Here is a 24,507-nt window from a genome sequence, read left to right as displayed (position 1 = left end):
CTTTACGAAGGGTCGTAGTTCCGGTTGATCCGGGGGAGGAACAATAGGGCTACCAAGCCGATCAACACGTTACAGCCGATATTGATGGAAAAGAAAGAGATATTCGCCCAAGCGAAGCCATCCTCACCCGGCACGCCGTACAGCGAAAGCGCACTCTGCGCCAGGTAGTGGTAGCTACCCATGCCGCCGGGGCTCGGGATCACGATGCCCCAGCCGCCGGATACGAAGGTGGTAAGCGCGGCCAGCGGGCCGAGCTGCGAGGTGGGCCCGTAGGCCAAAAAGACGAAGAGCGTCATCAGGTAGTACATCACCCAGATATTCAGGCTGTGCAACACGAACAGCCAGGGGCGGTCGACCGTGGCGATGGTGCGTATCCCGTCGACGAAGCCCCGTACGATCGCCGTGAATTTGCCCCCCAGGCGCGTGGCGGCGATCCGCCGCCGCTGGAACCAGGCCAGGGCCAGGCCGCCGATGAGCAGCACGGCAATGCTGGTCAGGAGCCACTCCAGGCCCGCCAGCCGGCCGCCGATCGATGCGTTCTCTACCAGCCACGCCCAGATCCGGTCGCCGGCCAGCAGCAGCGTCAGGCCCGACAGCGAAAGCAGGCAGATCACGTCGACCATGCGGCCCACCACCACGGTACCGACCACCCGCTCCACCTTGATCTTCTCGTAGCGGGCCATGGCCGCCGGCCGCACGATCTCCCCCAGCCGCGGGAAACCGAGGTTGGCCAGGTACCCCAGGTTGATGGTTAGGAAGGCGTTGATCAGCCGCGGCCGCTTGCCGAAGGTGCGCAGCAGCATGTTCCAGCGCAGCGAGCGGCTAAGGTTACTCACGCAGAACGCCAGCAGCGTCATAAATAACCAGAAGAAGTTCACCCCGGTGAAATCGCGCCATACCTTATCGAGCAGGCTGCACTCACCGTCGGCTACGCCCCGCAGGGCGCAATCGGCCGCGTAGGCGGTCTGCTGGTTACGGTACACGAGGTAGAGGATACCGAAACCGAGGCCTACGAAGACCACGAATTTCAGCACGTTCGTCAGGGATTGCGACATGGCCGCGAAGATAGTCCGCCTAGGGCCGTTGGTACGGTCCCCGGTACGGCCGGGCCAGCAGGGTAGGGTCGCCACCGCGGAGGGACCGCGCCTCGGGGGCATAGCTGAGCGGTCCTCCCGTGAGCATCGACACGTTGCCCAGGATGCAGGCGGCGGAGGAAATCACCCCCTCCTCGATGTCGGCTATCGGCCGCCGGCCGGTGGCTATAGCGTCCAGGAAATCCTTCATATGCGCGCGGGTAGCGGGCGCCGCGTGGATCTCGATGCCCTCCTCCGTTACGTCCTCGGGGAACGCCTCCCGCTCGTAGACGGCCTCTACCCGCACGGGTTCGCCCCCGTGGGGCGTGAATACATACTTGTAGGGGTCGGCCTGCAGGGTGCCCCGGTCTCCGTACAGCGTCATGGCCCAGGGGAATTCCGGGTCGGGGGCCTTGCCCCAGCTGCGGTGCTGCCATACGCAGCTCAGGCCGTCGTACTCGAATACTACATGCTGGGTATCGGTGATGGTGGCGTCGGCTTCCGTCTGCACGTAGATACCGCCCGTGCTGCTGACCTCCAGCGGCCAGCCGAGATCGAGCATCCACCGGGCCATATCGAACATGTGCACGCACATATCCCCCACGATCCCGTTGCCGTACGCCCAGAAAGAACGCCAGCGTCGGTGGGGGAGCCCCCGGTAGGGGAGCAGTGGCGCGGGGCCCGTCCAGCGGTCGTAGTCGAAGAAGGTCGGCACCTCCTCCATTTCCCGTACGGCGGTATCCCGCATCGGGTAGTAGCAGCAGAGCTCCACGTGGGCTACGGTACCCAGCTTGCCGGCATCGACGATGTCGCGCTTGGCCTGTACCAGGTGGGGGGTGCTGCGGCGCTGCAGTCCCACCTGCACCACGCGGCCGTGGTAGCGGGCGGCGTCGAGCACGGCCTCGCACTCCCGTACGTCCACGCCCACCGGCTTTTGCAGGTAGACGTGGGCCCCCGCCTCGATGGCGGCGATAGCCGTGAGGGCGTGCCAGTGGTCGGGCGTACCGATAAGGACGATCTCCGGCTGTACGTCGCGCAGCAGCTCCCGGTAGTCGCCGAACAACCGGGGCGCGGCACCGGGCTTGCGCTTCCGGAGCAGGGCATCGGCACCCTCCAGCATGTGGCGGTCGACGTCGCACAATCCTACTACCTCCACGTCGGCAACCTGCAGGAGGCGCATCAGGTCACTCTTGCCGTACCAGCCGCAGCCGATAAGGGCCACACGACGGGGAGCGGCCGCCACCGGCCGGGCGGCTAGTGGTAGCGTGAAGAGGGCGGGGGCGGTTTGGAGGAAGGCGCGGCGCTTCATGGAGGTAGATTGGAGGACTAACTTACGATTTTAGCGGATCTAGGGTCCGGTGCCCCCGCCCCTACCGGAAGCGGGCATCCAGCCAGGCACCGATCCGGTCCAGCGCCTCGGGGGCAAAGGTCACCTCGATGTCGCCGTACTCCTGCGGCAATCCGCTGTCGGCGGGCTGAAAAAGGTGGTTGAGGCCCGGAAGGGATTCAATCGTCACGTCGGCGTTGCCTGTACGGTCGAGCGCGGCCTCGACGCCGGCTAGGTTGGCGTCGGCGTCCACCTGGGTATCCAGGGCGCCGTTCAGCGCCAGTACCGGTACGGTGACTTGCTCCAGGTACTCGCCGGGGCGGAAGGCCAGGAAGTACCGCATCCAAGGTGCGGTCAGGGACTGCACGTAGGCGGCCGCGTAGGCGGTAGAGTCCGTGACGGATTCCCGGAAGCTGGCGGGCATTCCGGCCAGGGCCGTGTATATAGTGTCCCGCAGTCCGCTAGCCAGGCTCGCCGAGTCCGCCGCTGCGTGGTACTTGAGGTAGGCATAGGCGGCGCGGACCACCGGTTCGTCGGAGCCGCCGGTGCCGTTGATCCGTCGCCGCTGCTCCAGCATCACGCTGTCGATGTCGATTCCCGGACCGGCCAGCAGTACGAGGAAGTCGACCTCCGGCGTAGCGCCGGCCACCATCGGCGCTATCATGCCGCCTTCGCTGTGCCCGATGAGGCCCAGCGGCAACCCGGCGAATTCGGGCCGGCCCCGCAGGTAGCCGACGGCCGCGGCCGCGTCCTCGGCGAAGTCGGCGGAAGTGGCTGCCGCGAAGTCTCCCGTGCTCTCGCCCACCCCCCGGTCGTCGTAGCGCAGGACGGCGTAGCCCCGGCGGGTCAGGTAGTCACTCAGGATCAGAAAAGGCCGGTGATTGATGGGGGATCCCAGCGTTTCGTTGCGGTCCTGCGGGCCGGAACCGGAGATGAGCACCACCACGGCGTGCGGCGCTTCCTCCGGCTGCGTAAGCTCACCGGCAAGCGTTACCTCGGCGCTGCCACCGGGAAACGAAACGGTATCGCGGCGGTAGGGGAAGTCGGTGGGCTCCTGCGGCCGCACGCGGGGCGCCGGATCGGTGGCGGCGTAGCCGGGCGGCGGCGTCCGGTAAAAGGTCAGGTCGGTATGGAAGGTTCCCTGACTGAAGGTGCCAAAGAGACTGTCTCCGCCGACGACGCCCGCATAATTGAGTTGCAGAGCGGCTATCATAAAGGTTATGGAGTCTCCGCGGACGCTCAGGTCTGTAAACGGAACTGCGGCCGGGGATTGCCGCGGGCTGACCAGGCTGCCCGACCCGTCGCGCATGTCCAGCCGGATTGGTAGTTCGTTGGGGCCCGCTACAAGGATGCCGTACCAGGTTTCGGTGGGCTGGGCGGTCAGGGATAGGGAAGCTAGCCACAGGATAAGAAGCGTAATCGGTTTCATGCACCCAAAGTAGGGCGTGGCGCACGGATATTCGCCGGCTTTCGACTGGGAGGCGCGGGGCCCGGACGGACAACCGCTACTCGGTCGGGAAGGCGTCCGAAGCCGTGGTGTCGGACGGCGTAACGCGGAGCCGGGGGCTATCGTAAGAGCCGATGCCCTGGGCCCGCAGCCACTCCTGGTGGGCGGCGGCGCGGCGGCGGAATTGCTCCCAGTCGCGCCGGGCCTGCGGGGTCCAGCCCACCTCGGCCAGGGCCAGCAGGCGGGGGAAGGTGAGGTAGTCGATATCCTCCAGATTGGTGACCGTCTCGCTCCACAGCGGGGCCTCGATGCCGAGAATATCGTCGTCGGTGATGCCCTCGGCCTGGGCGGCGGGGTCCCAGTTGTAGGCGGAATCGAGCGGGATATAGGCCGCCCAGTGTAGGCCGATGCGGGAGGTGCTGTCGTACTGCATGTCGAGGTAGGCGCGCGTAGCCGGGCTCATCAGCACGGCGTTGCCGGCGCGCTTGGCGTCGAGGGCGTAGTCGGGGTGGGCCCACAGCTGGACTACGGTGGAGTCGGCCAGCTGGGTGGTAGCTACCTCGTCCCAGCCGATGGGCCGCTTGCCGTTGCGCTGGATGATCTGCTGTACCTCGTTGACGAACTTCACGTAGTCCTCGTGGTCGGTCGCCGCGCTTTCGTCGCCGCCGAGGTGAAAATACGGGCCGGGGCTCAGGGCGCCGATCTCGCGGACCACGTCGTCCACGAAAGTGTACACCGAGTCCTGGTCGGTATCGAGGGTGCTGAAGCCCACCCGGGTGCCGGTGTACGGCTCGGTGGCCTTTCCGTCCGCGTTGAGGATGGGGTAGGCGGAGAGTGCGGCGTTGGTGTGGCCCGGCATGTCGATCTCGGGCACGATGGTGATGCCCCGGGTGCCGGCGTAGTCCACGATCTCCCGGTAATCCTCCTGGGTGTAGAAGCCGCCGGACGTGCCGCCCACTTCGCTCTGGCCGCCGATCTCGGTGAGTTTGGGCCACGACTTGATTTCGATGCGCCAGCCCTGGTCGTCGCTGAGGTGGAGGTGCAGGTGGTTGATCTTATAGGCGGCGATGCGGTCGATGACCGACTTGACCTCCTCCACGGAAAAGAAGTGGCGGGCCACGTCCAGCATAAAGCCGCGGTAGGGGTAGCGGGGCTCGTCCCGGATCGTCCCCTCGGAGATATACACCGCACCCGCGTCCGCGCCGGAGAAGTGGAGCACCTGGACGAGGGTCTTGGCCGCGTTGAGCATCCCTTCCCGGGTGCCGGAATTCACCTCGATCTCCCCGTCGCCGAAGTGGATCGTATAGGCGCCGCCCACCAGGTCGTCCGTGATGTCGAACTGCAGGGGCAGCACCAGATCGGGCAGCTGGCCGAGCAGGTAACGCTGCGCGTCGCCGATGGTGGGGTCGGGGCTGGGCATGACGCTACCCTGGTACGTTTCGTAGTAGCTGCTTTCGTTACCGTCCTCTATTTCCGCCGGCAGCGGTACGAGCGGCAGCTCGGAGAGGCTGGGGACTTCGGCGGGCGGCTCGGGGGCGGGCGCGCAGGTGCAGAGAATCCCGGAAAGGGCAAGGAGGATCGGTAGGTGACGCATAAGTTATTCGAATCGGTATTGACAAAGCTAAACATCCGAAACAAACCCGAACTCATCATTCGGGATCGGATGTTCGGGGTAGGTTGTCGGGCCCGGGATCTTTTAGCTGTGGATCGGGCTGGAGGCCCTCAGCCCACTCCTCGGGCCGGAGGCCCTCCACCCGGGCGGGGCGCCCGATCGGCGGAGCTACGGGTTGAGGGCCTCCGGCCCGATCTTATCGCGCCGTGTGACTCCTCGGACCGGAGGTCCTCAACCCGGGGGGGCGGCTACGGCACATGATTGCCCGGACGTACGAGGAGATTACAGAAAAATCCGCGCGTTCCACGATAAAACCACCTGCGGAAAATTACCTTTGTGGCGACAACCAGGGGTGCTGTTCCCTTCCGGGACGGCTGAGATCATACCCTTTGATTTTTTCAAGGAACCTGCCCGGGTAATGCCGGGAAGGGAAACAAGTCCGCATGAAGCGTCTGCTACTGAGTGCTCTCGCACTCCTCCCTCTTTACTTCATTACCGCCCAGGAAGCCGTCGATACCATCTCGAGCGTCTACCAGTTCGACTACCCGATCACGGTCACCGCCACGGCCGCCCGGGCCGAAACGCCGGTTACCTTCGTCAACCTCGACCGCGAGGACATTGCCGTGCGCAACCTCGGCCAGGATGCGCCCTACCTGCTCAAGTGGACGCCCTCGGTGGTCGTCAACTCCGACGCGGGCACCGGCATCGGCTACACCGGTATCTGGATCCGGGGCAGCGACCCCACCCGTACCAACGTCACCATCAACGGTATCCCCTACAACGACTCCGAGAGCCAGGGCGTCTTCTGGGTGAACCTGCCCGACTTTAGCTCCTCGGCCGACATGATTCAGATCCAGCGCGGCGTGGGTACGAGCACCAACGGGGCCGGCGCCTTCGGCGCCACCATCAACTTTACCACCAGCCGCGGCGACGAGGACCCCGGGCTGCACCTCAACGGCAGCATCGGCAGCTTCGGCACCCGACGGGGCGTAGCGCGGTACAACGGCACTACGGAAAAGGGCCTAAGCGTGAGCGCCCGCTACAGCAAGGTGCACTCCGACGGCTACGTGGACCGTGCCTCGGCCGATCTCGACGGCTATTACGCATCCGTCAGCCAGCAACTGGGAAAGTCTTCCCTGAGCCTGCTGGCTTTCGGCGGCCACGAGGTCACCTACCAGAGCTGGAACGGCGTCACCCAGGCGGAGATCGATGAATTCGGCCGTACCTACAACTCCGTGGGCACCGACAAGGAGGGCGAGCCCTACGACAACGAGGTCGATAACTACCGGCAAAATCACTACCAACTTCACTTCAACCGGGAGGTCGGCGAGGACCTCGACCTCGTCATCAGCGGCCACTACACGCGCGGCCTGGGCTACTACGAACAGTACCGGGCCGACGAGGAGCTGGCCGACTACGGCATCGAGCTGCCGCTGGACGGCGTCGACGGGCAGAGCGACCTGATCCGCCGCCGGTGGCTGGACAACCACTTCTACGGCACGGTCTACAGCCTGCGCTACCACCGCGACCGCTGGGACGTGACCTTCGGCGGCTCGGCCAACGAGTACCTCGGCGGCCACTACGGGGAGGTGATCTGGGCCCGCTACGCCGGAGATTCCGAGATCCGCGACCGCTACTACGACAACGACGCCAGCAAGCGCGACTTCAACAACTACCTGCGGGCCAACTACCGGGTGGGCGACGCCGTGAGCATCTATCTGGACGGACAGGTGCGCCACGTCAATTATTCCTTCCTAGGGCTGGCCGAATCCGCGGACCGCGGACCGGGGGAAGGCCTCGAGTACCTCGAGCAGACCGCCGGCCACACCTTCTTCAATCCCAAGGCCGGGGTGGTGTACCTGCCCAGTGCCGGGATGCGGGCGTACGCCAGCTTCGGCGTCGCGCAGCGGGAACCCAACCGCGACGATTTCGTAGACAACCCCGTCGACAGCCGGCCCGTCCCCGAAAAACTATTCAATACCGAGATCGGCTTCACCCGCCAGCTGGACCGCGCCAACTTCGGCGCGAACGTATACCATATGTACTACCGGGACCAGCTGGTGCTGACAGGTGCCCTCAACGACGTCGGTGGCTACGTCCGTACCAACGTACCCGAGAGCTACCGCCTCGGTCTGGAGCTGCAGGGCGGCCTTCAGCTGGCCCGCTACCTGACCCTGGGCGGCAACCTGACCCTCAGCCGTAACCGGGTTGCGGAGTACACGGAAATACTGGACGACTACGACGCCGACTTCGATTACATAGGACAGGTGGAGGTCCGGCGCGAGGATACTCCACTCAGCTTCAGCCCCGACGTCACCGGCGCCCTGGAGCTGGGCTACGACCGGACGATCAAGCGGCACGGCCTGTCGGCCGCGCTGCAGGGCAAGTACGTCGGCGACCGCTACGTCGACAACAGCGGAGCCGCGGAGAGCCGGCTCGACGGCTACTACTACGCCGACCTGCGCCTGGGCTACACCCTGGACCGGCGTTACCGCCTGACCTTCCTGCTCCGTAACCTCACCGATCAACTGTACAGCAGCAACGGCTGGGGCTACCGCTACCGCTTCGACGGGGTGGCGACCACCGACCGCGGCATGTACCCGCAGGCGGGTACCAACTTGCTGCTCAGCCTGGGTATCGACCTGTAACCTGCGGCCCCGGCCCGGGGGTGCCATAACCAGGTGCCCCCCGCCGCCCGCGGAAAATTCCCGGCCGGTAACGTTTCCGAAACATCCGGCAAACTGGGTTTTGCGTTATAGGAGTCCTCCAAAACGCAACCCGTGAAGAACTTCCTCCTCTCGTTCCTGATCATACTGGCCGCCTTTGCGGCGGGCCGGTACTTCTTTCCCGCCCCGGCATCGGTCTCCTCGCCCTACATCAATGCCGTGGCCACGACGGCCTCCGCCAACCGCGGTGCGCCCGCTCCGCGCGTGGACCCGATGGACGTGGATGTGGTTACCACGCCCGAGGAGGAGCGTACCATTCGCCTGTTTCAGGAGGCTTCCCCGTCGGTATGCTTCATCACCACGAAAGCCATCCGCCGTTCCTTTTTCAGCTATGGAGAGGTCGAGAGCGGGTCCGGTTCGGGATTTATATGGGATCGGGAGGGGCACGTGATCACCAACTTTCACGTCGTGAACGGGGCCAATACCAGTTCCATCGCCGTCACCCTGGCCAACGGACAGACCTACGACGCCAGCGTGGTCGGTTACGAGAAGGAAAAGGATATCGCCGTGCTGAAAATCGACGCGCCCGCGGGCGACCTCCAGCCCATCAACGTAGGCAGCAGCCAGAACATCCGCGTGGGGCAGTCGGTGTATGCCATCGGTAATCCCTTCGGTCTGGATCAGACCCTTACGACGGGGATCGTTTCCGCCCTCGACCGGGAGATCCGGAGCCAGGCGGGCGTACCCATCAAGGGGGCCATCCAGACCGACGCGGCCATCAATCCCGGCAACTCCGGTGGCCCCCTGCTCGACAGCCAGGGGGAGCTCATCGGCGTCAATACCAGCATCTACAGCCCCTCGGGCGCTTCCGCCGGTATTGGATTCTCCATTCCCGTGGACGTAGTCCGCTACGTAGTAAACGACGTCATCCGCTACGGCGAAGTACGGCGGCCCGTCATCGGCGCCGACTTCCGACAGATCGGTCAGGTTGAAGGTCTGATCGTCTACGGCGTGAACCCCAACGGGTCGGCCGCCCGCGCCGGCCTGCGGGGGGTCACCCAGGATAACCGCGGCCGGTATCTCTTCGGTGACGTGCTCGTCGGTATCAACGGCAACCGGATCCGCACCACTTCCGACCTCTACTTGGAACTCGAAAAGTACGAGCCGGGTCAGGTGGTACAATTGGACATCATCCGCAACAACCGCCAGGATAAGGTGGAGCTGCGGCTGGAAAGCTCCGTTGGCGGGTAGGAGATTTAGCAAGTAGTAGATAGCTAATAGGGCCGACGGGAAATTTACCGCCGGCCCTACTAGCTAATGGTTACATGCTCCTGCCTTTCTACCGTACCATCACCTTCACGGCTTCCGCGGAACCGTCCTCCCGCAGTACCTGCAACACGTAGATGCCGGTGGGAAGTCCCCGGGTAGTGACCTGCCCGGCGGTGGGATTGAGGGCACCGCGCCGGACCACCTGTCCGCTCATGGAGACCAGGGAATAGGTGGCATTGCCGTACTGATTTACCCGGTAGGACTGTTCGCTCACCCGGCTAATGCTGGTCGGCGTCTCCACCCCCATGGCCGTGACCTCGTTGGAATAGCGGGCCGTTCCGTCGGATTCCACCACGCGGAGGCGGTAGACGTTGCGGCCGGGCAGGGGAGAGGTGTCGTTGAAAACGTAAGTGCGGTTGCCGTTGCTGTTGCCGCCGGACACCTGTACCGTACCGATCGTCACGAAGGTTCCGTCGGCCGTCTGCCGCTCCACGGCGATGTAGTCGGCCGTGATCGACGGGATCGTCTTCCACTTCAGCTGAATTTTATTGCCGGACTCCTGCGCGAATAGGGCTTCCACGCTTTCGGATACGCCGGGACCGAGATCGAGCCCCACGATGAGGGGGTCGTGATCACTGAAGCGGTAAAAATCGGGTGCATAGAGCGAGTCGCTCAGTCCTTCCGTGTTGTAGTCCAGGATGGCGGGCTCGGCGGAGTTCACGCCCCAGGTGGCAGCGCCGGTGAGGGCGTCGGAGAGGCTGTTGGTGGCCAGCACGTAATCGAGGCTGCCCCACTGTCCCTGGAAGCCGTACGAGGCCGCGCCGCCGCCGCAAGGGAAGCTGCCGGGGTCGCTCACGGCTACCTTGGTGTTGAAGTAGCCGGCGTCGAGGATGGTCATGATGGGGTCCTCCATCCGGTAGCTGTTAAGGTCGCCGATGATGAGCACGTCCTCCTCGGCCACGCCGGTGGGGTTGGTGGCCAGCCACTCGGTGAGGGCCCGGGCAGCCGCGTCGCGGACCGTGTTGCAGTTGCCGGAACCGTCGCCGGCGTCGTCGCCGCAGCCGCTGCCCTTGCTCTTGAAGTGATTGACGGATACGGTGAGCTCCTGACCGTAGTTGCTGCTGCCGGGGTCGATCACGCGGAAGGTCTGCGCCAGCGGTACCCGGTTGGTACCGGGGCCGACGAAGAGCTCGGCCGGAGTGGCCAGGGCAGCCGCGGTGCCGCTCTCGGCTACGCGGGCGGGCTGGTAGATCAGGGCGACCATGATCTGGTCGTCGCCGGTGTTGGGCGATTCCACGTAGGCGTACTCGGTGCCGCAGGTGGCGGCAATGGCCGCGATCAGGTTCTCCAGGGCTGCGTAGTCGTTGTTCTCGATCTCGATCAGCCCCACGATGTCGCCGTCCAGGGCGCAGAGGGCGTTGACGATCTTTGCCTGCTGCCGCTCGAACTCTTCCTGGGTATCGGCCCCGCGGGAACCCAGCGTCGTGAAGTAGTTAAGCACATTGGCGCTCACGACGGTGATTTCTCCACCGACCTCCGGGGCCGAGGTGGGCCGTACGTTGCCGCCGAGGATCACGTCTTCCGTTTCGGTGGGCTGGATGCGGTAGGTATTGAAGCCCTCACCGAGGATGCCGACCAGGTTGCTGACGGTCTGTCCGGCGCGCAGGGTGTTGTCCGCGGAGAGCGTTGTGCCGTCGGGCAGCAGGATGGGCGTCCCGTTGGTGCCGTTACGGCCGTCGTCGACCAGGATGACGTCCCGCTGCTGCATGGCGGTGTACTCCGCCAGGGCCGCGGCGTCCGGTTCGTTGCACTCGGTGAACTGGATGAGCCGCTCACCGGAAGTGACGCTGATCTCACCGAAGCGTGCGAGGTTAAAGTTGTCGGTGACGACGAGTTCCGTGGGCGCCACACGCATCCCCTCCAGGGATTCGCGCAGGGTGTCGCCCGCCGGCAGGCTGAAGGTGACGGCCTCCGGCAGGGGCAGGCCGGTGGCCAGCAGGGTGATGGTGACATTGCTCAGCTGCGTCTGTCCGCCGAACTCTCCGGCCTGGCCCGTTACCTTGACGAGGTCACCCGTACTCAGGTCGGCGTCGTCGGAAAAGACGAACACGCCCTCCGAGGTGGCGGGGTCGGCGTCGTAGTCGCTCTCTTCTTCCTGTACGTAAAAGCCGCGTAGGCCCACTCCGTTACCTCCAGGAAAAGTGCCGGTGACGACGGCCTCCACGGTTACAGTTTCTCCGGACAGGGGCGTAGTGAAGCCGTCCCCCTGGAGCGTGCTGATCAGGATGGTTCCGAACAGGTCGTTGTCGGTGATGACGATCGAGGCCCCGCTGCCGATGGCGTAGGTAGCGTCCGAAACGCCGGTGATGGTCAGTTCGATGGTTTCTTCCCCCTCCACATCCTCGTCGTCGATGACGGTGATGGGCAGGGTAGCCGAGGTCTGCCCGGCGGGTAGGGTAATGCTGCCCGCGCCGGGGTCGGTGTAGTCCACGCCCTCCGAGGCGGTTCCGCTCAGCGTGTAGGTGATGGTCACGGGGGCCGGGGCCGGGCGGGACAGGGAAACGGAGAAGGCGCCGTCGGTGGCGGGCTCCGCAAGATCGGTCACGGCGGCCGCGGATACGCTCGGTCCGACCGGGCCACTCACGTAGGTACCGAAGGGCGTAGCCGCCCCCTGCTCTTCCAGGGTCAGTCCGTCCAGCAGGCCATTACCGCCCGTCCACTCGCTGCGGTCGAAGACGGGGGTGGGGCCGGTGTTGTCGATGCGGTACAGGTAGCCGTCCTGGTAGACGTTGCTGTCGTCCCCGAAGGAGCCCCCCGTCTGGTCGATCACCTGATCGCCGAGGCGCAGTTCGAAGAGGTCGTTGCCATTACCGGAGACCGACCCGCTGGTGATCGGGTCGGCGAAGTCGCCCGACGAGCCGAAGGCCGCCGCAAAGGCCGCCCGGTTGTCGTCGGAGCTGTTGATCAGGTAGACGAAGCGGTCGGTGTGGGTGCCGCTCAGCGCTATGGGGGTACCGGAGCTGCCCCCGTTGGAGTAGCGCAGCACGGTATAGGCACCCAGGTCGGCGGTACCTTCGACGTACAGCTCGATGGCCTTCGGCAGACCGCCCGGAGCGTCGCCGTCCATGATGCCGGTCAGAATGACCCGCTGGGAAAGGAGGGGGAGGGTACCGCCGATGAGCAGCACCAGGAGTAAAAGTCGATTCATGCTAGGTAGTTAGATATGGTTAGGTAGGTTCAGGCCGGCGGAGCAGGCCTCCGCTAGGGTGAAGGTAACTTTAGCCAACCACGCATACGTTAACTCCTCGTCAATTTTGCCGTGCCCGGCCGGGAGGAAGTGGGTGAGGGCAATTCAATGACCGGCGATCGTCGCTAACGGGCGTAGGCCGCTGCGCTACCGCTTTTCCGCACGGCGCAGTGCCGCGCTGTCGATCCGGTAGAGTAGTGGCCCCCCCTGGACCCCGGCGCGCTTTTCGTCGGTTTCAATGAGGAAATCGTAGGAAAGCATTTTCCTGCGGAAATTGCGCCGGTCGAGCCGTTCGCGGAGGATACCTTCGTAGAGCTGCTGCGCCTCGGTAAGCGTGAAGCGCTCCGGGAGCAGGTCAAAAACCATCGGTCGCTCCCGCAGGTGCTGTATAAGCTGGTGGTGCGCGGCCCGGAGCAACTCGTCGTGGTCGAAGCCCAGTGGCGGTACGTCATCCAGCCGGTACCAGGCGGCATCGCTCAGGTGGCCGCGCGGGGTAGGCGTGTGGTTTTCGGGCCGGACAAGGGCGTAGTAACACGTCGTCACCACGCGGCGCACGGGGTGGCGCCCCGGATCGCTGAAGGTACCTACTTGCGTCAGGGAGATGTCCTGCACCCCGACCAGCTCGAGCAGTACCCGCCGGGCGGTTTCTTCCAGGGTATCCTCCTGGCTCATCGCGCCGCCGGGTAGCAGCCAGGAACCGGCGAAGGGTTCCACGGAGCGGCGCACGAGCAGCACGCGCAGCTCACCCTCGGAAAATGCGAAGATGGCGCAGTCGGCGGTGTGGGCTGCCGCGCTGCTCGCCGTGGAGACGCGCATGTTTACCGGCCCATCCATCCGCCGTCTACCGTTAGAATGGTGCCGTTCACGTAGTCCGAAGCCGAGCTGGCCAGGAAGACGATCGGTCCCTTGAAGTCGTCGGGGGTTCCCCAGCGCCCGGCGGGTATGCGACCGAGGATCGCCTCCGAACGCTCTTCGTTGTCCTGCAGCGCCTGGGTATTGTCGGTGCGGATGTAACCGGGTGCGATGGCGTTGACCTGCACGCCCTTTGCCGCCCACTCGTTGGATAGGGCCATGGTGAGCTGGCCGATGGCCCCCTTGGAGGCGGCGTAGCCGGGCACCGTGATGCCCCCCTGGAAGGTGAGCAGGGACGCGGTAAAAATGATCTTGCCGCTGCCCCGCTCGATCATGCCCGCCCCGAATTCCCTGGAGAGGATAAACTGGGCGGACTGGTTCACCTCGATCACGCGGTCCCAGTATTCGTCGCTGTGCTCCGCCGCCGGCGCCCGCAAAATGGTGCCGGCATTGTTGACCAGGATATCGGGGGTGCCGTGGTCCGCCTTCACCGTGCGGATGAAGGTGTAGAGGTCATCGCGGCGGCTCAGGTCACAACGGTAGGTAGAGAAGCGGCGGCCGGTGGCCTCCACGGCACGCTGGATGTCGGAACCGGGGGCCAGGCTGGCGGATACGCCGATGATGTCGGCGCCGGCTTCCGCCAGGCCGAGGGCCATAGCGTAACCGATGCCGCGCTTGCAGCCGCTTACCAGGGCGGTTTTACCGCTGAGATCGAATGAAGTCATAGCTCGGTGGTTTACGGGGGAGATCGGGAAAAATTAGCGAATGGCGTCGAGGGGGGCGGCGTCCATGTCGGAAAACGACTGGTTCTCACCGGCCATGCCCCAGACGAAACGGTAGTTGGAAGTGCCGGCCCCGCTGTGGATCGACCAGGGCGGCGAAATAGCCGCCTCGAAATTGCGGATGGCCAGGTGACGGGTCTGGTCGGGTTGGCCCATAAAGTGCATGACCAGCTCGTCCCCGGGAACGTCGAAGTACAGGTACACCTCCATGCGCCGCTCGTGGGTGTGCGGGGGGAAGGTGTTCCAGATGTTGCCGGGCAGCAACTCGGTGAAGCCCATAACGAGTTGGCTGCTCTTGATGCCGTTCTCGTGGATGTACTGGTACAGTACCCGCTTGTTGGCGTGCTCCTGATCACCCAACTCGACGCGGTTGGCTTGCGACTGGGTGTATTTGGTGGTCGGATACTCCTTGTGGGAGGGAGCACTATTGAGGTAAAAATGCGCCGGTGTGTCGGCGGCGTCGCTGTGGAAGGTCACGGCACGGGAACCACGGCCCACGTACAGGCAGTCGAAGCGGTCGAGGGAGTAATCGGTGCCGTCCACGGTCACCTTTCCGGAGCCACCGAGGTTCAGGATCCCGAGCTCGCGGCGCTCGAGAAAGTATTCGGCGCGCAGGCTGTCGTCGTTTTCCAGTTTGAGCGGGCCTCCGGCGGGCACGGCACCACCGAATATGAAGCGGTCGTAGTGGGTGTGCACGAGCTTGAGCTGACCGGACTCCATCAGGCCGGTTGCGAGAAACTCGTCGCGGATCTCCTGACTGTCCAGGCGGCGGAAGTGAGTGGGGTGCGTTTCGTAGCGGGTCTCCATAGCGGTATAATTTTGTGTGTCAAATATACACGGAATACCCCTCGCGGGTTAAGTTTACCCGGCACTTTCACGAAATTGACCCGCTTTGCACCTGATTTTTTCACTTCGCCCTCTCGTCAGCCCCCAGATGGCACCTGCGGTCGGCGGAAGGTGCACTGCACCTGCGTCTTCCGCCTGCTGCTGCACCGGATCAACCAACTAGACTACGGATGCGCCCAGTACCGGATCGGGTCCACGGCCCTGCGTTTCTTGCCGAGCAGCACCTCGAAGTGCAGGTGGGGCGTCGTGCCGCGGGCGTTGCCGGTATCACCGACCGTACCCAGGGTATCTCCCGCCGAAACGGCCTGGTACTCCTCCACCAGCCAGTCGTCGAGGTGGGCGTAGTAAAACAGGCGGCCGCGGCCGTCGCGCAGGTACAGCTGCCGGCCCCCGCTGCCGCCCTCGCGGATCCGCTCCACGAAGCCGTCGGCGACCGCCACCACCGGTGTGCCCCGCGTGGTGCCAATATCGATCCCGGCGTGAGACCGTGTCTTACCACGGGCATCGCCAAAGATGCTGATCACCTCCTTCAGCCCCGCTCCGCGTACCGGGAAGACCAGTTCGTCCGGTTCGGGGTCGGCCGGTTGTATACGTTCGGGGGGCGTCGTGGGCAGGGGAATCACCGTGGTGGGTTCCGCCCGTACTTTAGGTGCCGGCTCCAGGCGGGCGGCGGCAGCGTCTTCACGAATGACGAAGGTGGCGTCGCCGACGGAAAGCTCCGTGGCGGGCAGCTGCTGGTGAGCAAAGGTCCCGACCATCACCAGGATGACGGCCGCCTCGAGCAAGAGAAACTTTCTAAGCAAGATGCTGCGTGTTGGTTGTCTGGAAAACGACGGCTGACGTACAAAGGTTATGTTACGATCCGTGCTCCGTTGTGCCTGACCGTACGCGGGCGATCTGACTTTTTCTATTCATTCTAACTCAATACATTATGACAGTTATGCCTTTTCTGCCCCGCCTGATACCCCTGTTGGGCCTATCCGCCCTGGTGGCCTGTAGCGGACCGGATACCGCCCCGGAACGTCCCGCCAACAGCGATACCCCCACCGGCACCACCAATATCCGCATGGCCCGGGCCACGGCCTCCGGCGACTGGGAGGAAGTGGAGGAAGTGACCCGCGACCCCGACCACCTCGGTCAGGAGATCCCCTTCAAGTACCAGATGGAGGGGCCGGCCTGGGAAAACGAGAACGTGGGGTTTCGGCTCTACTTCGACGAGCGCAACGGCATCGACATCTTCGGCAAGCTCACCCATGACATGGTCCTCGACGGCGTGGGCGTCAATCGCGACGACGGCAAGGACCAGAACTACCACAACCTGAACGACTGGGGCATGGACGTCCTGAAGGTGGGCAACTCCCTCGGTGCCGGCAGCATCGGCCTGATGATCGGGGACAGCGTGTACCGGCTCGGTGACGCCCGTGAGGAGCACTTCCGCCGCCTGGAGGAAGGGCCCAAGGGATCCCGTTTTTTGCTCGATTACCGGGGGTGGGAAGTTGCCGGTCGCAGCCTGGACCTCCAGTGGGAGATCAGCATCGAGCCCGGTACCTGGGGATACGAATCGTCCGTCACGCTGACCGGCCTGCGGGGCGATGAGGAACTACTCACCGGCATCGTCAACCTGCACAGCGATACGGTATATACCGAAACGACCAGCGGCCGGTACGTAATGTATACGTACGGGCCGCAGGCGGAATTGGATAAAACCTTGGGAATGGCCGTCACGGCCGACGAGGCGGAGGTACTGGGGCAGGGCGAATTCGGCCCCGATGCCACGCCGATCGGCTCGACCTACTACCTGCGCCTGCGGTTGGTGAACGGAGAACCGACCACCTACCGCTTTACAGCCGGCTGGGAACCGGGAAACCCGGACTTTGCCGATCGCAAGGCCTTCGCCGGGGCGATCTACTAGCGCGCACGCTTTAGGATCACCTACCAGGTAGGAGGTGAGGTAAAAGTAAGGGCGGGCGGCACGAATTGTTCGTGCCGCCCGCCCCTGCGTTCACGGTACCGTATAGAGACCTACTGACGCACCAGCAGCCGCGTCGTTGACTGACCGGCCCGCAGCATGTACATGCCGGCGGGCAGGTCGGTCGGCAGCGTGAGGCCGCCGACGGCCGGGTAGCGGCCAACTTCGCGTCCGGTGATGCTGTGCAGGGTCACCTCGGTGACCTGGGCGGATACCTGGTAGTTAACGTACTGACCGGCGCGGGCGGGGTTGGGGAAGGCTACCGAGCGGGCATCCGTGCCGAAGGAGACGCCGCGGACGTCGTAGACGGTGCGGGTACCGTCGAAGTCTACCTGGCTGAGCCGGTACAGGTTCTGTCCGGTGGCGGGGGCCGCGTCGATGTAGCTGTACGTGGTGATTCCCTCGTAGGAACCTTTACCCTTTACGGTCGCCAGCTCGGTGAAGGTGCGGCCGTCGGTGCTGTGCTCGATGACGAAGTGATCGTTGTCGGTCTCGGCGGTGGTGGCCCAGGTAAGGGAGGCGGTACCCTGCTCGGGCTGGGCGTTCCAGTAGTACAGGTCGACGGGTAGGGCGGAAGCCGCCTGGCGAATGGCTTCCTGGGCGTCAGCGAAGTTGTTGCGGGCAGCGCCGCGTACGTACTCGATGCCCCGGAATTCGAGGCGCGAGACGTTGCTTCCTATGCCATTGGCGTTGCCGAGCCCGATGAGTGTGAAGTTAACCGCATCGGCGTTGGGCTGGATGCCGACGATGTTGTCTCCCACCACCCGGGAAATGACGACCTTCTCTCCCGCGCCCACGATCAGGGTAAGCGCGCCAACGGAGAGTTCGAACTCACCGCAGGCGATGGGGAAGGCAAAGACATTGCCGTTGCCGGAGATATCAACCGTAATGGTACCGGTGAGCGAACCCTCGGTATCCTCGAAGGTGGTTGAGCAGGAGCTCCGACAGAAGGCGTCGGAGTTGGTGATGGTGTAGGTACAGCTTTGTCCGTAAGAGTAAATCGTACATCCCAAAAGGAATGCAATAGCAAGTAATAGTTGCTTCATGGTAGTTGCTTGTGTGGTTGTAGTGTGAAAAAGGCTAGTCAATAGACACCATACGGGAGAGTGGCCATTATCGACATAAGGTCGACGGCACAAAGATACTGTGTTTACGGTAATTAATTGTTAAACCAATACTAAAGTGGCTACCACTACGTTACCGCTCGGCGTTAGTCCCCCGGATCGGGTGTGCCGTCCACGTCGGGTGGTCATTCGTGTACGCGCCGGGCAATGAATATTAATTGTGTGCCGGCAGGCCTTTAATTCCTAGTGTCGTGCGGGCGACGGCTGTCCCCCGGGAAGGGCCACAAACTAAGCGGCCGGTATGCGAAACATTCGCATACCGGACGCTGGCGGGTTGGTCGATCACGATGGCCGTTACCGCACCACGATGCGGCTGGTGGTGGAGCCGACTCGCAGGGCGTAGATGCCCGCGGGTAAGTTGGCGGGCAGGTCCAGCGACTGGCTCTTCCCGTTCTCGCCGATCGCCAGGGTGGCAGCGATGCGGCCGTCGATGTGTACCAGAGTGGCCTCGCGGGCACCGTTGTTGGCATCGAAGGTCAACCGCTGACCGGCGCTGGCGGGGTTGGGATACAGGCCGGACACCCGCTCCTCACCGAAGGCTACGCTACGGACGGCGAAACTCTCTTTCGTCCCGTCGTAGTCGTACTGCGTCAGGCGGTAAAAATGGGTGCCGCCACCGTCGGGGACGTGGGTGAAGGAGTAGTGCGAAAGGCCGGTAAAGCTACCCTTGCCCTCCACGCGGCCGACTTCGGTGAAGCTGCGACCGTCACGGCTGTACTCCACGGCATAGAAGTCGTTGTCGGTTTCCTCGATCGAGGCCCAGGTCAGGCTCACGGCTTCCGCGGTGGGTGCGGCACCCCAGTAGTACAGGGTGACCGGCAGGGCAGAGGCGGCGTTGCGGATCTGGGCCTGTCCGTCGGTGAAGTTGTTGGTGAGGTTGCCCGGTTCGTTCTGGTACCGGAAACTATAGATGTTGAACTTGGAGTTGGCGTCGAGTCCGCGCAGGGTGAATTGCTGGGCGTCGGCGTTGATCTCAATCTCCCGGGGAACGGTTACCTGGTCGCCGGCACCGATGGTGAGGTCCATCGCGCCCAGAGTAAGGGTGGATTCGCCGCAGGTGGTCGGGAAGGTATAGGTGAAGTTGCCGTTGGCCTCGACGAGAATGGGGCCGGTGATGGAGCTGCCATCGAACTGGTCTGCGCAACCACAGAGTCCCTGGCTGCGGTTAATCACGCAGGGGGATTGGGTGGATTGGGCACGGAGGGAGGGGGCGCATGCCAATAGGCACGCGAAAGCGAGTACAAAAGATTTCATGGAACATGTGTTGCATAGTGAAAAACGCAATAACCATCGGCCAATAGGCAATGAATTATTGTATGGCAAATGTAAGTCCGGGAGCGGGAGCCGCCAAGGGTTTGAAGTAGTTTAATAGTTTCGTGAACAATATGCTCATAAAACGGCGGCAGATTATCTACCGGAGCTACATCTACTATACGCAAGGCGGCGGCGCTGGGTTCGGTGACGCTGGCGATTTTTTTATGCCTCATACCGCGGAGCAAAAAAAACGGGGCCCGCAACTAGCAGCGGGCCCCGTAAACCTGAATGTGGTGCTAACCGGTGTAGCTATTTCTTTTACCGCACGAGGATACGCTCGATGTGTTGACCGACCCGTAGTAGGTAGGTGCCCGGGGCTAGGGTGGCGGGGAGTTCGAGGACACCCGCTTCGCCCCCGGTAGCCGGTGCGGAGAGTATGCGTTGGCCGTCCATACGGTAGAGTTCGGCGGTATTGGCGGTAGCCGGTACCGTAAACCGGAGTGCGTAGCCCCCCCGGGCGGGATTGGGGTAGGCTGGAGCGAGGGTGGCCTCCACGGACAGCTGCACCGTCAGAACGGGAAACGCCGTCCGGGTACCGTCAAGGTCAAACTGTATCAGGCGGTAGTGGGGGGTGCCTCCGCCCGGCGCGTCGTGGTACGTATAGGTAGTTGCGTTCGTGCCGGCTCCCCGACTATTCAGGCGGGTGAGGCCGGTAAACACCACTCCGTCGCTGCTACGCTCGATACCGTAGTAGGCACTGCCGAACTCACCGGCAGTGCTCCAGGAGAGATCAATACCGCCGGCCGCTGCCGTGGCGCTCCAGGCCGTCAGGGTCACCGGCAGGGCCGTAGCGGCGGCGGGACTACCGACGATACGCTGGCCGGCCGTACTTCCGGCCATCATCCGGTTGGCAAAGTCCGGATAGGCCGTGCCGTTGTTGCCGTAGGGCTGGTACGTCGTGCCGTAGGCCTTGATGGTCATCTGGTTGTTTTTCAGGTGTTCCGCGGTCACGACCGTTCCCTCGGCAACCTGTGGGTCGGCCAGAAACTCGACGTGTGATTTCTGCACCGTCCGAAGCGTGAACTCGTCCGCGAAGACTACGGATGAGAGACAGCTGGATGTAATTCGGTACGTCACGTCACGCCCGATCACCAGGGTGCCGGTGAACACGCCGTCGACCAGCGCCGCTCCCTGTCCGTCGGTATCGGTGGCGCAGATTTCGCAGAGGTCCCGGTTGACGTTGGCAGTGGTGATGGTACAGACGCCACGGGCGAAGGACAGAGTAGAAAGAATTCCAAACAGGAAAAGGAGGAAGGCTTTCATGAGATTGTGTTAGTGTCTAATCAAAATAAAAAGCTTAGTGTAAAATCGTCACTAAGTAAACATGGAAAGAAAACGGAGGGGGGACAAGGGTAATGTCAATCAGACAAGTCTGCACCCCCGCCGGCCGTCGTGTGGCAAAGGGAGGTGCCGGCAACCATATACATGTGTGTACAATAGATTGAGCTGTCGATTATTCGTCTGAATGGAGATCGACCTAATTAATCCTGTTAAGACTTTTTCCCGCCGGGGCTAATCGGAAGAATAAATCGCGGAATTTGGGCCTTACTACTCAATCCCGGGCCCCGATTGGCCGCCGTCCGTTTACTTTGCGCCCATGCCCCACCTGCTTACTTCCGCCCTGCCCTACGCCAACGGTCCCCTCCACCTCGGTCACCTCGCCGGCGCCTACCTGCCCGCCGACATCTACGCCCGCTACCTGCGGCTGATGGGTAAGGACGTGCTCTGGGTCTGCGGTAGCGACGAGCACGGAGCGGCTATCACGCTGCGCGCGAAAAAAGAGGGCATCACTCCGCGCGACATCATTGATAAGTACCACGCCCTTAACAAGCACAGTTTCGCCGCCCTCGGCATCAGTTTCGATTACTACCACCGCACCAGCGAGCCACTGCACCACGAAACCAGCCAGGAGTTCTTCCGCGCGCTCGACCGCAAGGGCGACGAGTTCATCACCCGCACCACCCAGCAGCTGTTCGACCCGGAATTTAACCAGTTTCTGGCCGACCGCTACGTCAAGGGCACCTGCCCGAACTGCGGCTACGAGGCGGCCTACGGCGACCAGTGCGAAAACTGCGGCAAGGACCTGAGCCCCACCGAGCTCATCGACCCCGTCTCCACGCTCAGTGGTGCCAAGCCCGTCCTGCGGGAAACCACCCACTGGTATTTCGACCTCGCCAAGCACGAGCAGTTCCTGCGCACCTGGATCCAGGAGGGCACCGTCGACGGTGAGCAGGTACACGATCCCGCGAAGTGGAAAAAGCACGTGATCGGACAATGCATGAGCTGGCTCAACGAGGGCTTGCAGCCCCGTGCCATCACGCGCGACCTCGACTGGGGCATCAGCGTACCGCGGGAGGATGCGGAAGGGAAGGTGCTCTACGTCTGGTTCGACGCGCCCATCGGATATATCTCGAGCACCCGCCAGTGGTGCCTGGAGCACGGCCGCGACTGGAAAGACTACTGGCAAAATCCCGACACCGAGCTGGTCCACTTCATTGGCAAGGACAACATCGTTTTCCACTGCCTCATTTTCCCCGCCATGCTGCGGGCCCACGGCGACTACGTGCTGCCGAAGAACGTGCCCGCCAACCAGTTCCTCAATTTTGAGGGCGACAAGTTCTCCAAGTCCCGCGGCTGGGGCATCGAGCTGCACGAATACATCGAGGAGTTTGCCGATTTTCCCAACGGCGAGGACGCCCTCCGCTGGGCCCTCATCCGCAACCTGCCCGAGCAATCGGACGCCGACTTCACCTGGGACGGATTTACCGAGTACTATGATAAGGACCTGGCCGACAAGCTGGGCAACTTCTTCAACCGCGTCACGGTGCTTACCCACAAGTACTTCGACGGAGCGGTTCCGACTTCCGCCGGGGCGCGGACGCAGGTGCGGGGCCAACTCACCGAAGCCCTGGAGCGCATCGGCTCCCACATCGAAGCCTTTCGCTTCAAGGACGCCGCCACGGCCTTTGTCGACCTGGCTACCTTCGGCAACACGTATCTGCAGGACGCGGCTCCCTGGTCCCTGGCGAAGGCCGATCCGGAAGACCCCCGAATTGCCGAGGTGCTGTACGACTGCGTGCAGATCGCCGCGGCCCTGGCACTGACCGCCCACCCCTTCGTACCCCTGGTCAGTGCCAAACTGCGCACGGTATTAAAGCAGGAGGTAGTGGACAACGGCGACTGGGCACAGGCCCGCGACCGCCTAGCTGCCGGTAAACCACTTCTGGATGCCGGGCACGCGATCGGCACGGCCGGCGTCCTGTTCCCGAAGATCGTCGACCGCAAGGACAATCGCCTGCAGGCCATCATCGAGAAGCAACGTGACAAAATGCGCATGGCCCTTACCCGCCGCGAGGAGGAGCGGGCGGAAGCGTCACCTGCCGCCGCCGGGGACACGGCCACCGGAGAGCCACAGAAGCCGGAGATCACCTTCGACGACTTTACCAAACTGGACCTGCGCACCGCCACTGTCCTTACGGCCGAGCCGGTAGCCAAGTCCAACAAACTCCTCCACCTGACGATCGACCTCGGTGGCGGGCAGACCCGCAGCGTGGTCAGCGGAATCGCCAAACACTTCAGTCCGGAGGTCTTGCCCGGACAGGCGGTCGTAGTGGTGACGAACCTGGCCCCCCGCAAAATGGCGGGCGTCCTCAGCGAAGCCATGATCCTCATGGCGCAGGACGGTGAAGGCAATCTGCAGTTCGTCTCGGCCCCCGCCGGCTTCGGCAACGGCTGGACCGTCCGCTAGCGAGACGACTCGTCCGGCAGAAGCAAATCGGCCAAAAAAAAGACTGGCATCGTAAAACCTCTGGCCAAAAGTCATGTTACCAGATATTTTTTTGTTGGAGATTTGCGGGACAACGCCTATATTTGCATTACACACCGCGCTTTTACACACCGCTTACTTACACACACAGCCGACCTTTCGGCCAGAGAACAACGCATTGAGAAATCACAAGATTGACCTGATGCGCTATGTCGGTCTAGTAATGATCGTCATAGCCCATCTGTCACCCTCCGACCTGTTGCACCAGCTCAGGAACTTCGACGTACCCCTTATGGTCCTGATCTCCGGGGCATCCTTTCAACTGTCACATCGCCCGGGCGAGCCGTACGGACACTATCTGTTCAAACGGTTCCGACGATTGGTGCTGCCCGTCTGGGTCTTCTGTACGCTATATTTCCTGACGTTCCTGCTGTACAATCCCAATCACGCCATCCTCCAGCCCAACACCGTCCTGGAGAGCTACTTGCTTATGCAGGGCTTCGGGTACGTTTGGGTCGTACGGGTATTTCTGCTCGTCGCGATGGTTGCTCCCCTCCTGCGCCGAATCAACCTGCGCTTACCGTCCAACGCCGGCCTGTTCGGCTTTCTGGCCGTGGGGCTGGCGCTCTATCAGGGGCTCCGCTGGCTGGCTCCCGAGCAGTACCTGGGGAGCGTGGGTACCGCATTCCTGGATTCTTACCTGTATTACGTCATTCCCTACGGCCTGGTCTTTCTGCTGGGTATGCGGCTGATCCAGCTTTCTCCGGCCATGGTCCGGCGCATGGGCCGGTTCTTCCTGCTCACTTTCCTGGTGCTGGCCGTCTGGTACAGTGTCCCCCGCGGCGAATTCCTGCCGACGCAGGTTTCCAAGTACCCGGCCGGCTTCTACTACCTGTCCTACGCCCTGCTGGTGAGCATGTTCCTCTGGCTACGCAGTGATCAGCTCTGGAACGCACTGCCGGGCTTCATCCGTCAGTACGTGCTTTTCACGTCCAAGAATTCCATCTGGATCTACCTCTGGCACATCCCGCTGATCCGTTGGGCTAGCCAATCGAGCGCCCCGCTCGCCTATGAGCTGGTCATCACCCTGGCGGCCTCCACGGTCATCGTGCTGCTGCAGGTACGGTTGGTGGACTGGTTTTCCCGCACGAATTTCTTCCACGCCCGCCTGCGCCGCAACCTGCGCATCATTCTTACGGGGTGATGCCCCCGG

The 24,507-nt window shown here is 63.3% G+C and carries 17 protein-coding genes; 5 read left to right on the top strand and 12 right to left on the bottom strand.

Annotation, left to right across the window (positions count from 1 at the left end; genetic code table 11):
- Nucleotides 1–2 precede the first annotated feature (2 nt).
- The 4 genes from DQG19_RS05000 to DQG19_RS04985 form a co-directional block, all read right to left on the bottom strand.
- A complete protein-coding gene (locus tag DQG19_RS05000; RefSeq protein ID WP_116125087.1) occupies nucleotides 3–1,055 on the bottom strand; it encodes a YbhN family protein in 1,053 nt (350 codons plus the stop codon).
- A gap of 19 nt (nucleotides 1,056–1,074) precedes the next feature.
- Complete coding sequence (locus DQG19_RS04995; RefSeq protein WP_116125086.1) at nucleotides 1,075–2,382, bottom strand: Gfo/Idh/MocA family protein; 1,308 nt, start codon at nucleotides 2,380–2,382, stop codon at nucleotides 1,075–1,077.
- A gap of 61 nt (nucleotides 2,383–2,443) precedes the next feature.
- The gene (locus DQG19_RS04990; RefSeq protein ID WP_116125085.1) at nucleotides 2,444–3,829 is read right to left on the bottom strand and encodes an alpha/beta hydrolase; all 1,386 of its coding nucleotides are present in this window, start codon (nucleotides 3,827–3,829) and stop codon (nucleotides 2,444–2,446) included.
- A 76-nt stretch (nucleotides 3,830–3,905) separates the two neighbouring features.
- Nucleotides 3,906–5,441 carry a family 20 glycosylhydrolase gene (locus tag DQG19_RS04985; RefSeq protein ID WP_116125084.1) on the bottom strand — a complete coding sequence of 512 codons (1,536 nt, stop codon included), beginning with the start codon at nucleotides 5,439–5,441 and terminating at the stop codon, nucleotides 3,906–3,908.
- 461 nt (nucleotides 5,442–5,902) lie between these two features.
- Here DQG19_RS04985 and DQG19_RS04980 point away from each other — a divergent pair, with 461 nt between their 5' ends.
- Both DQG19_RS04980 and DQG19_RS04975 read left to right on the top strand, forming a co-directional pair.
- Nucleotides 5,903–8,107 (top strand): TonB-dependent receptor, encoded by a 2,205-nt coding sequence (locus tag DQG19_RS04980; RefSeq protein WP_116125083.1) that lies wholly within the window; start codon nucleotides 5,903–5,905, stop codon nucleotides 8,105–8,107.
- A 132-nt stretch (nucleotides 8,108–8,239) separates the two neighbouring features.
- Nucleotides 8,240–9,376 (top strand): S1C family serine protease, encoded by a 1,137-nt coding sequence (locus tag DQG19_RS04975; protein WP_116125082.1) that lies wholly within the window; start codon nucleotides 8,240–8,242, stop codon nucleotides 9,374–9,376.
- An 88-nt stretch (nucleotides 9,377–9,464) separates the two neighbouring features.
- Here DQG19_RS04975 and DQG19_RS04970 read toward each other — a convergent pair whose 3' ends face one another.
- The 5 genes from DQG19_RS04970 to DQG19_RS04950 form a co-directional block, all read right to left on the bottom strand.
- Nucleotides 9,465–12,602 carry an ExeM/NucH family extracellular endonuclease gene (locus tag DQG19_RS04970; RefSeq protein WP_116125081.1) on the bottom strand — a complete coding sequence of 1,046 codons (3,138 nt, stop codon included), beginning with the start codon at nucleotides 12,600–12,602 and terminating at the stop codon, nucleotides 9,465–9,467.
- 186 nt (nucleotides 12,603–12,788) lie between these two features.
- The gene (locus DQG19_RS04965; RefSeq protein WP_157974323.1) at nucleotides 12,789–13,457 is read right to left on the bottom strand and encodes an NUDIX hydrolase; all 669 of its coding nucleotides are present in this window, start codon (nucleotides 13,455–13,457) and stop codon (nucleotides 12,789–12,791) included.
- 2 nt (nucleotides 13,458–13,459) lie between these two features.
- Nucleotides 13,460–14,218 (bottom strand): SDR family oxidoreductase, encoded by a 759-nt coding sequence (locus DQG19_RS04960; protein WP_116125079.1) that lies wholly within the window; start codon nucleotides 14,216–14,218, stop codon nucleotides 13,460–13,462.
- A 33-nt stretch (nucleotides 14,219–14,251) separates the two neighbouring features.
- Nucleotides 14,252–15,082 (bottom strand): 5-dehydro-4-deoxy-D-glucuronate isomerase, encoded by an 831-nt coding sequence (kduI, locus tag DQG19_RS04955; RefSeq protein WP_116125078.1) that lies wholly within the window; start codon nucleotides 15,080–15,082, stop codon nucleotides 14,252–14,254.
- Nucleotides 15,083–15,285: 203 nt separating this feature from the next.
- Nucleotides 15,286–15,924 (bottom strand): M23 family metallopeptidase, encoded by a 639-nt coding sequence (locus tag DQG19_RS04950; RefSeq protein WP_157974322.1) that lies wholly within the window; start codon nucleotides 15,922–15,924, stop codon nucleotides 15,286–15,288.
- A 137-nt stretch (nucleotides 15,925–16,061) separates the two neighbouring features.
- On the opposite strand from DQG19_RS04950, the gene DQG19_RS04945 reads away from it, so the two are divergent.
- Complete coding sequence (locus DQG19_RS04945) at nucleotides 16,062–17,033, top strand: DUF4861 family protein (protein ID WP_157974321.1); 972 nt, start codon at nucleotides 16,062–16,064, stop codon at nucleotides 17,031–17,033.
- Between the two features lie 110 nt (nucleotides 17,034–17,143).
- Here DQG19_RS04945 and DQG19_RS04940 read toward each other — a convergent pair whose 3' ends face one another.
- From DQG19_RS04940 to DQG19_RS04930, 3 genes are all read right to left on the bottom strand, one after another.
- Nucleotides 17,144–18,136, bottom strand: a complete 993-nt coding sequence (locus DQG19_RS04940) for a T9SS type A sorting domain-containing protein (protein ID WP_116125075.1) — start codon at nucleotides 18,134–18,136, stop codon at nucleotides 17,144–17,146.
- Nucleotides 18,137–18,508: 372 nt separating this feature from the next.
- The gene (locus tag DQG19_RS04935) at nucleotides 18,509–19,387 is read right to left on the bottom strand and encodes a T9SS type A sorting domain-containing protein (protein WP_157974320.1); all 879 of its coding nucleotides are present in this window, start codon (nucleotides 19,385–19,387) and stop codon (nucleotides 18,509–18,511) included.
- Nucleotides 19,388–19,786: 399 nt separating this feature from the next.
- The gene (locus DQG19_RS04930; protein ID WP_116125073.1) at nucleotides 19,787–20,791 is read right to left on the bottom strand and encodes a T9SS type A sorting domain-containing protein; all 1,005 of its coding nucleotides are present in this window, start codon (nucleotides 20,789–20,791) and stop codon (nucleotides 19,787–19,789) included.
- 334 nt (nucleotides 20,792–21,125) lie between these two features.
- On the opposite strand from DQG19_RS04930, the gene metG reads away from it, so the two are divergent.
- Together metG and DQG19_RS04920 are read left to right on the top strand one after the other, a co-directional pair.
- Nucleotides 21,126–23,276 (top strand): methionine--tRNA ligase, encoded by a 2,151-nt coding sequence (gene metG / locus DQG19_RS04925; RefSeq protein ID WP_116125072.1) that lies wholly within the window; start codon nucleotides 21,126–21,128, stop codon nucleotides 23,274–23,276.
- A gap of 73 nt (nucleotides 23,277–23,349) precedes the next feature.
- Nucleotides 23,350–24,498, top strand: a complete 1,149-nt coding sequence (locus DQG19_RS04920) for an acyltransferase family protein (RefSeq protein ID WP_116125071.1) — start codon at nucleotides 23,350–23,352, stop codon at nucleotides 24,496–24,498.
- Nucleotides 24,499–24,507: the final 9 nt, after the last annotated feature.

Source organism: Lewinella sp. IMCC34183 (genome assembly GCF_003390915.1).
Lineage (GTDB): Bacteria > Bacteroidota > Bacteroidia > Chitinophagales > Saprospiraceae > Neolewinella.
The sequence above is the reverse complement of the archived record's forward strand: the minus strand, read 5'-3'. Positions and strand labels throughout refer to the sequence as shown.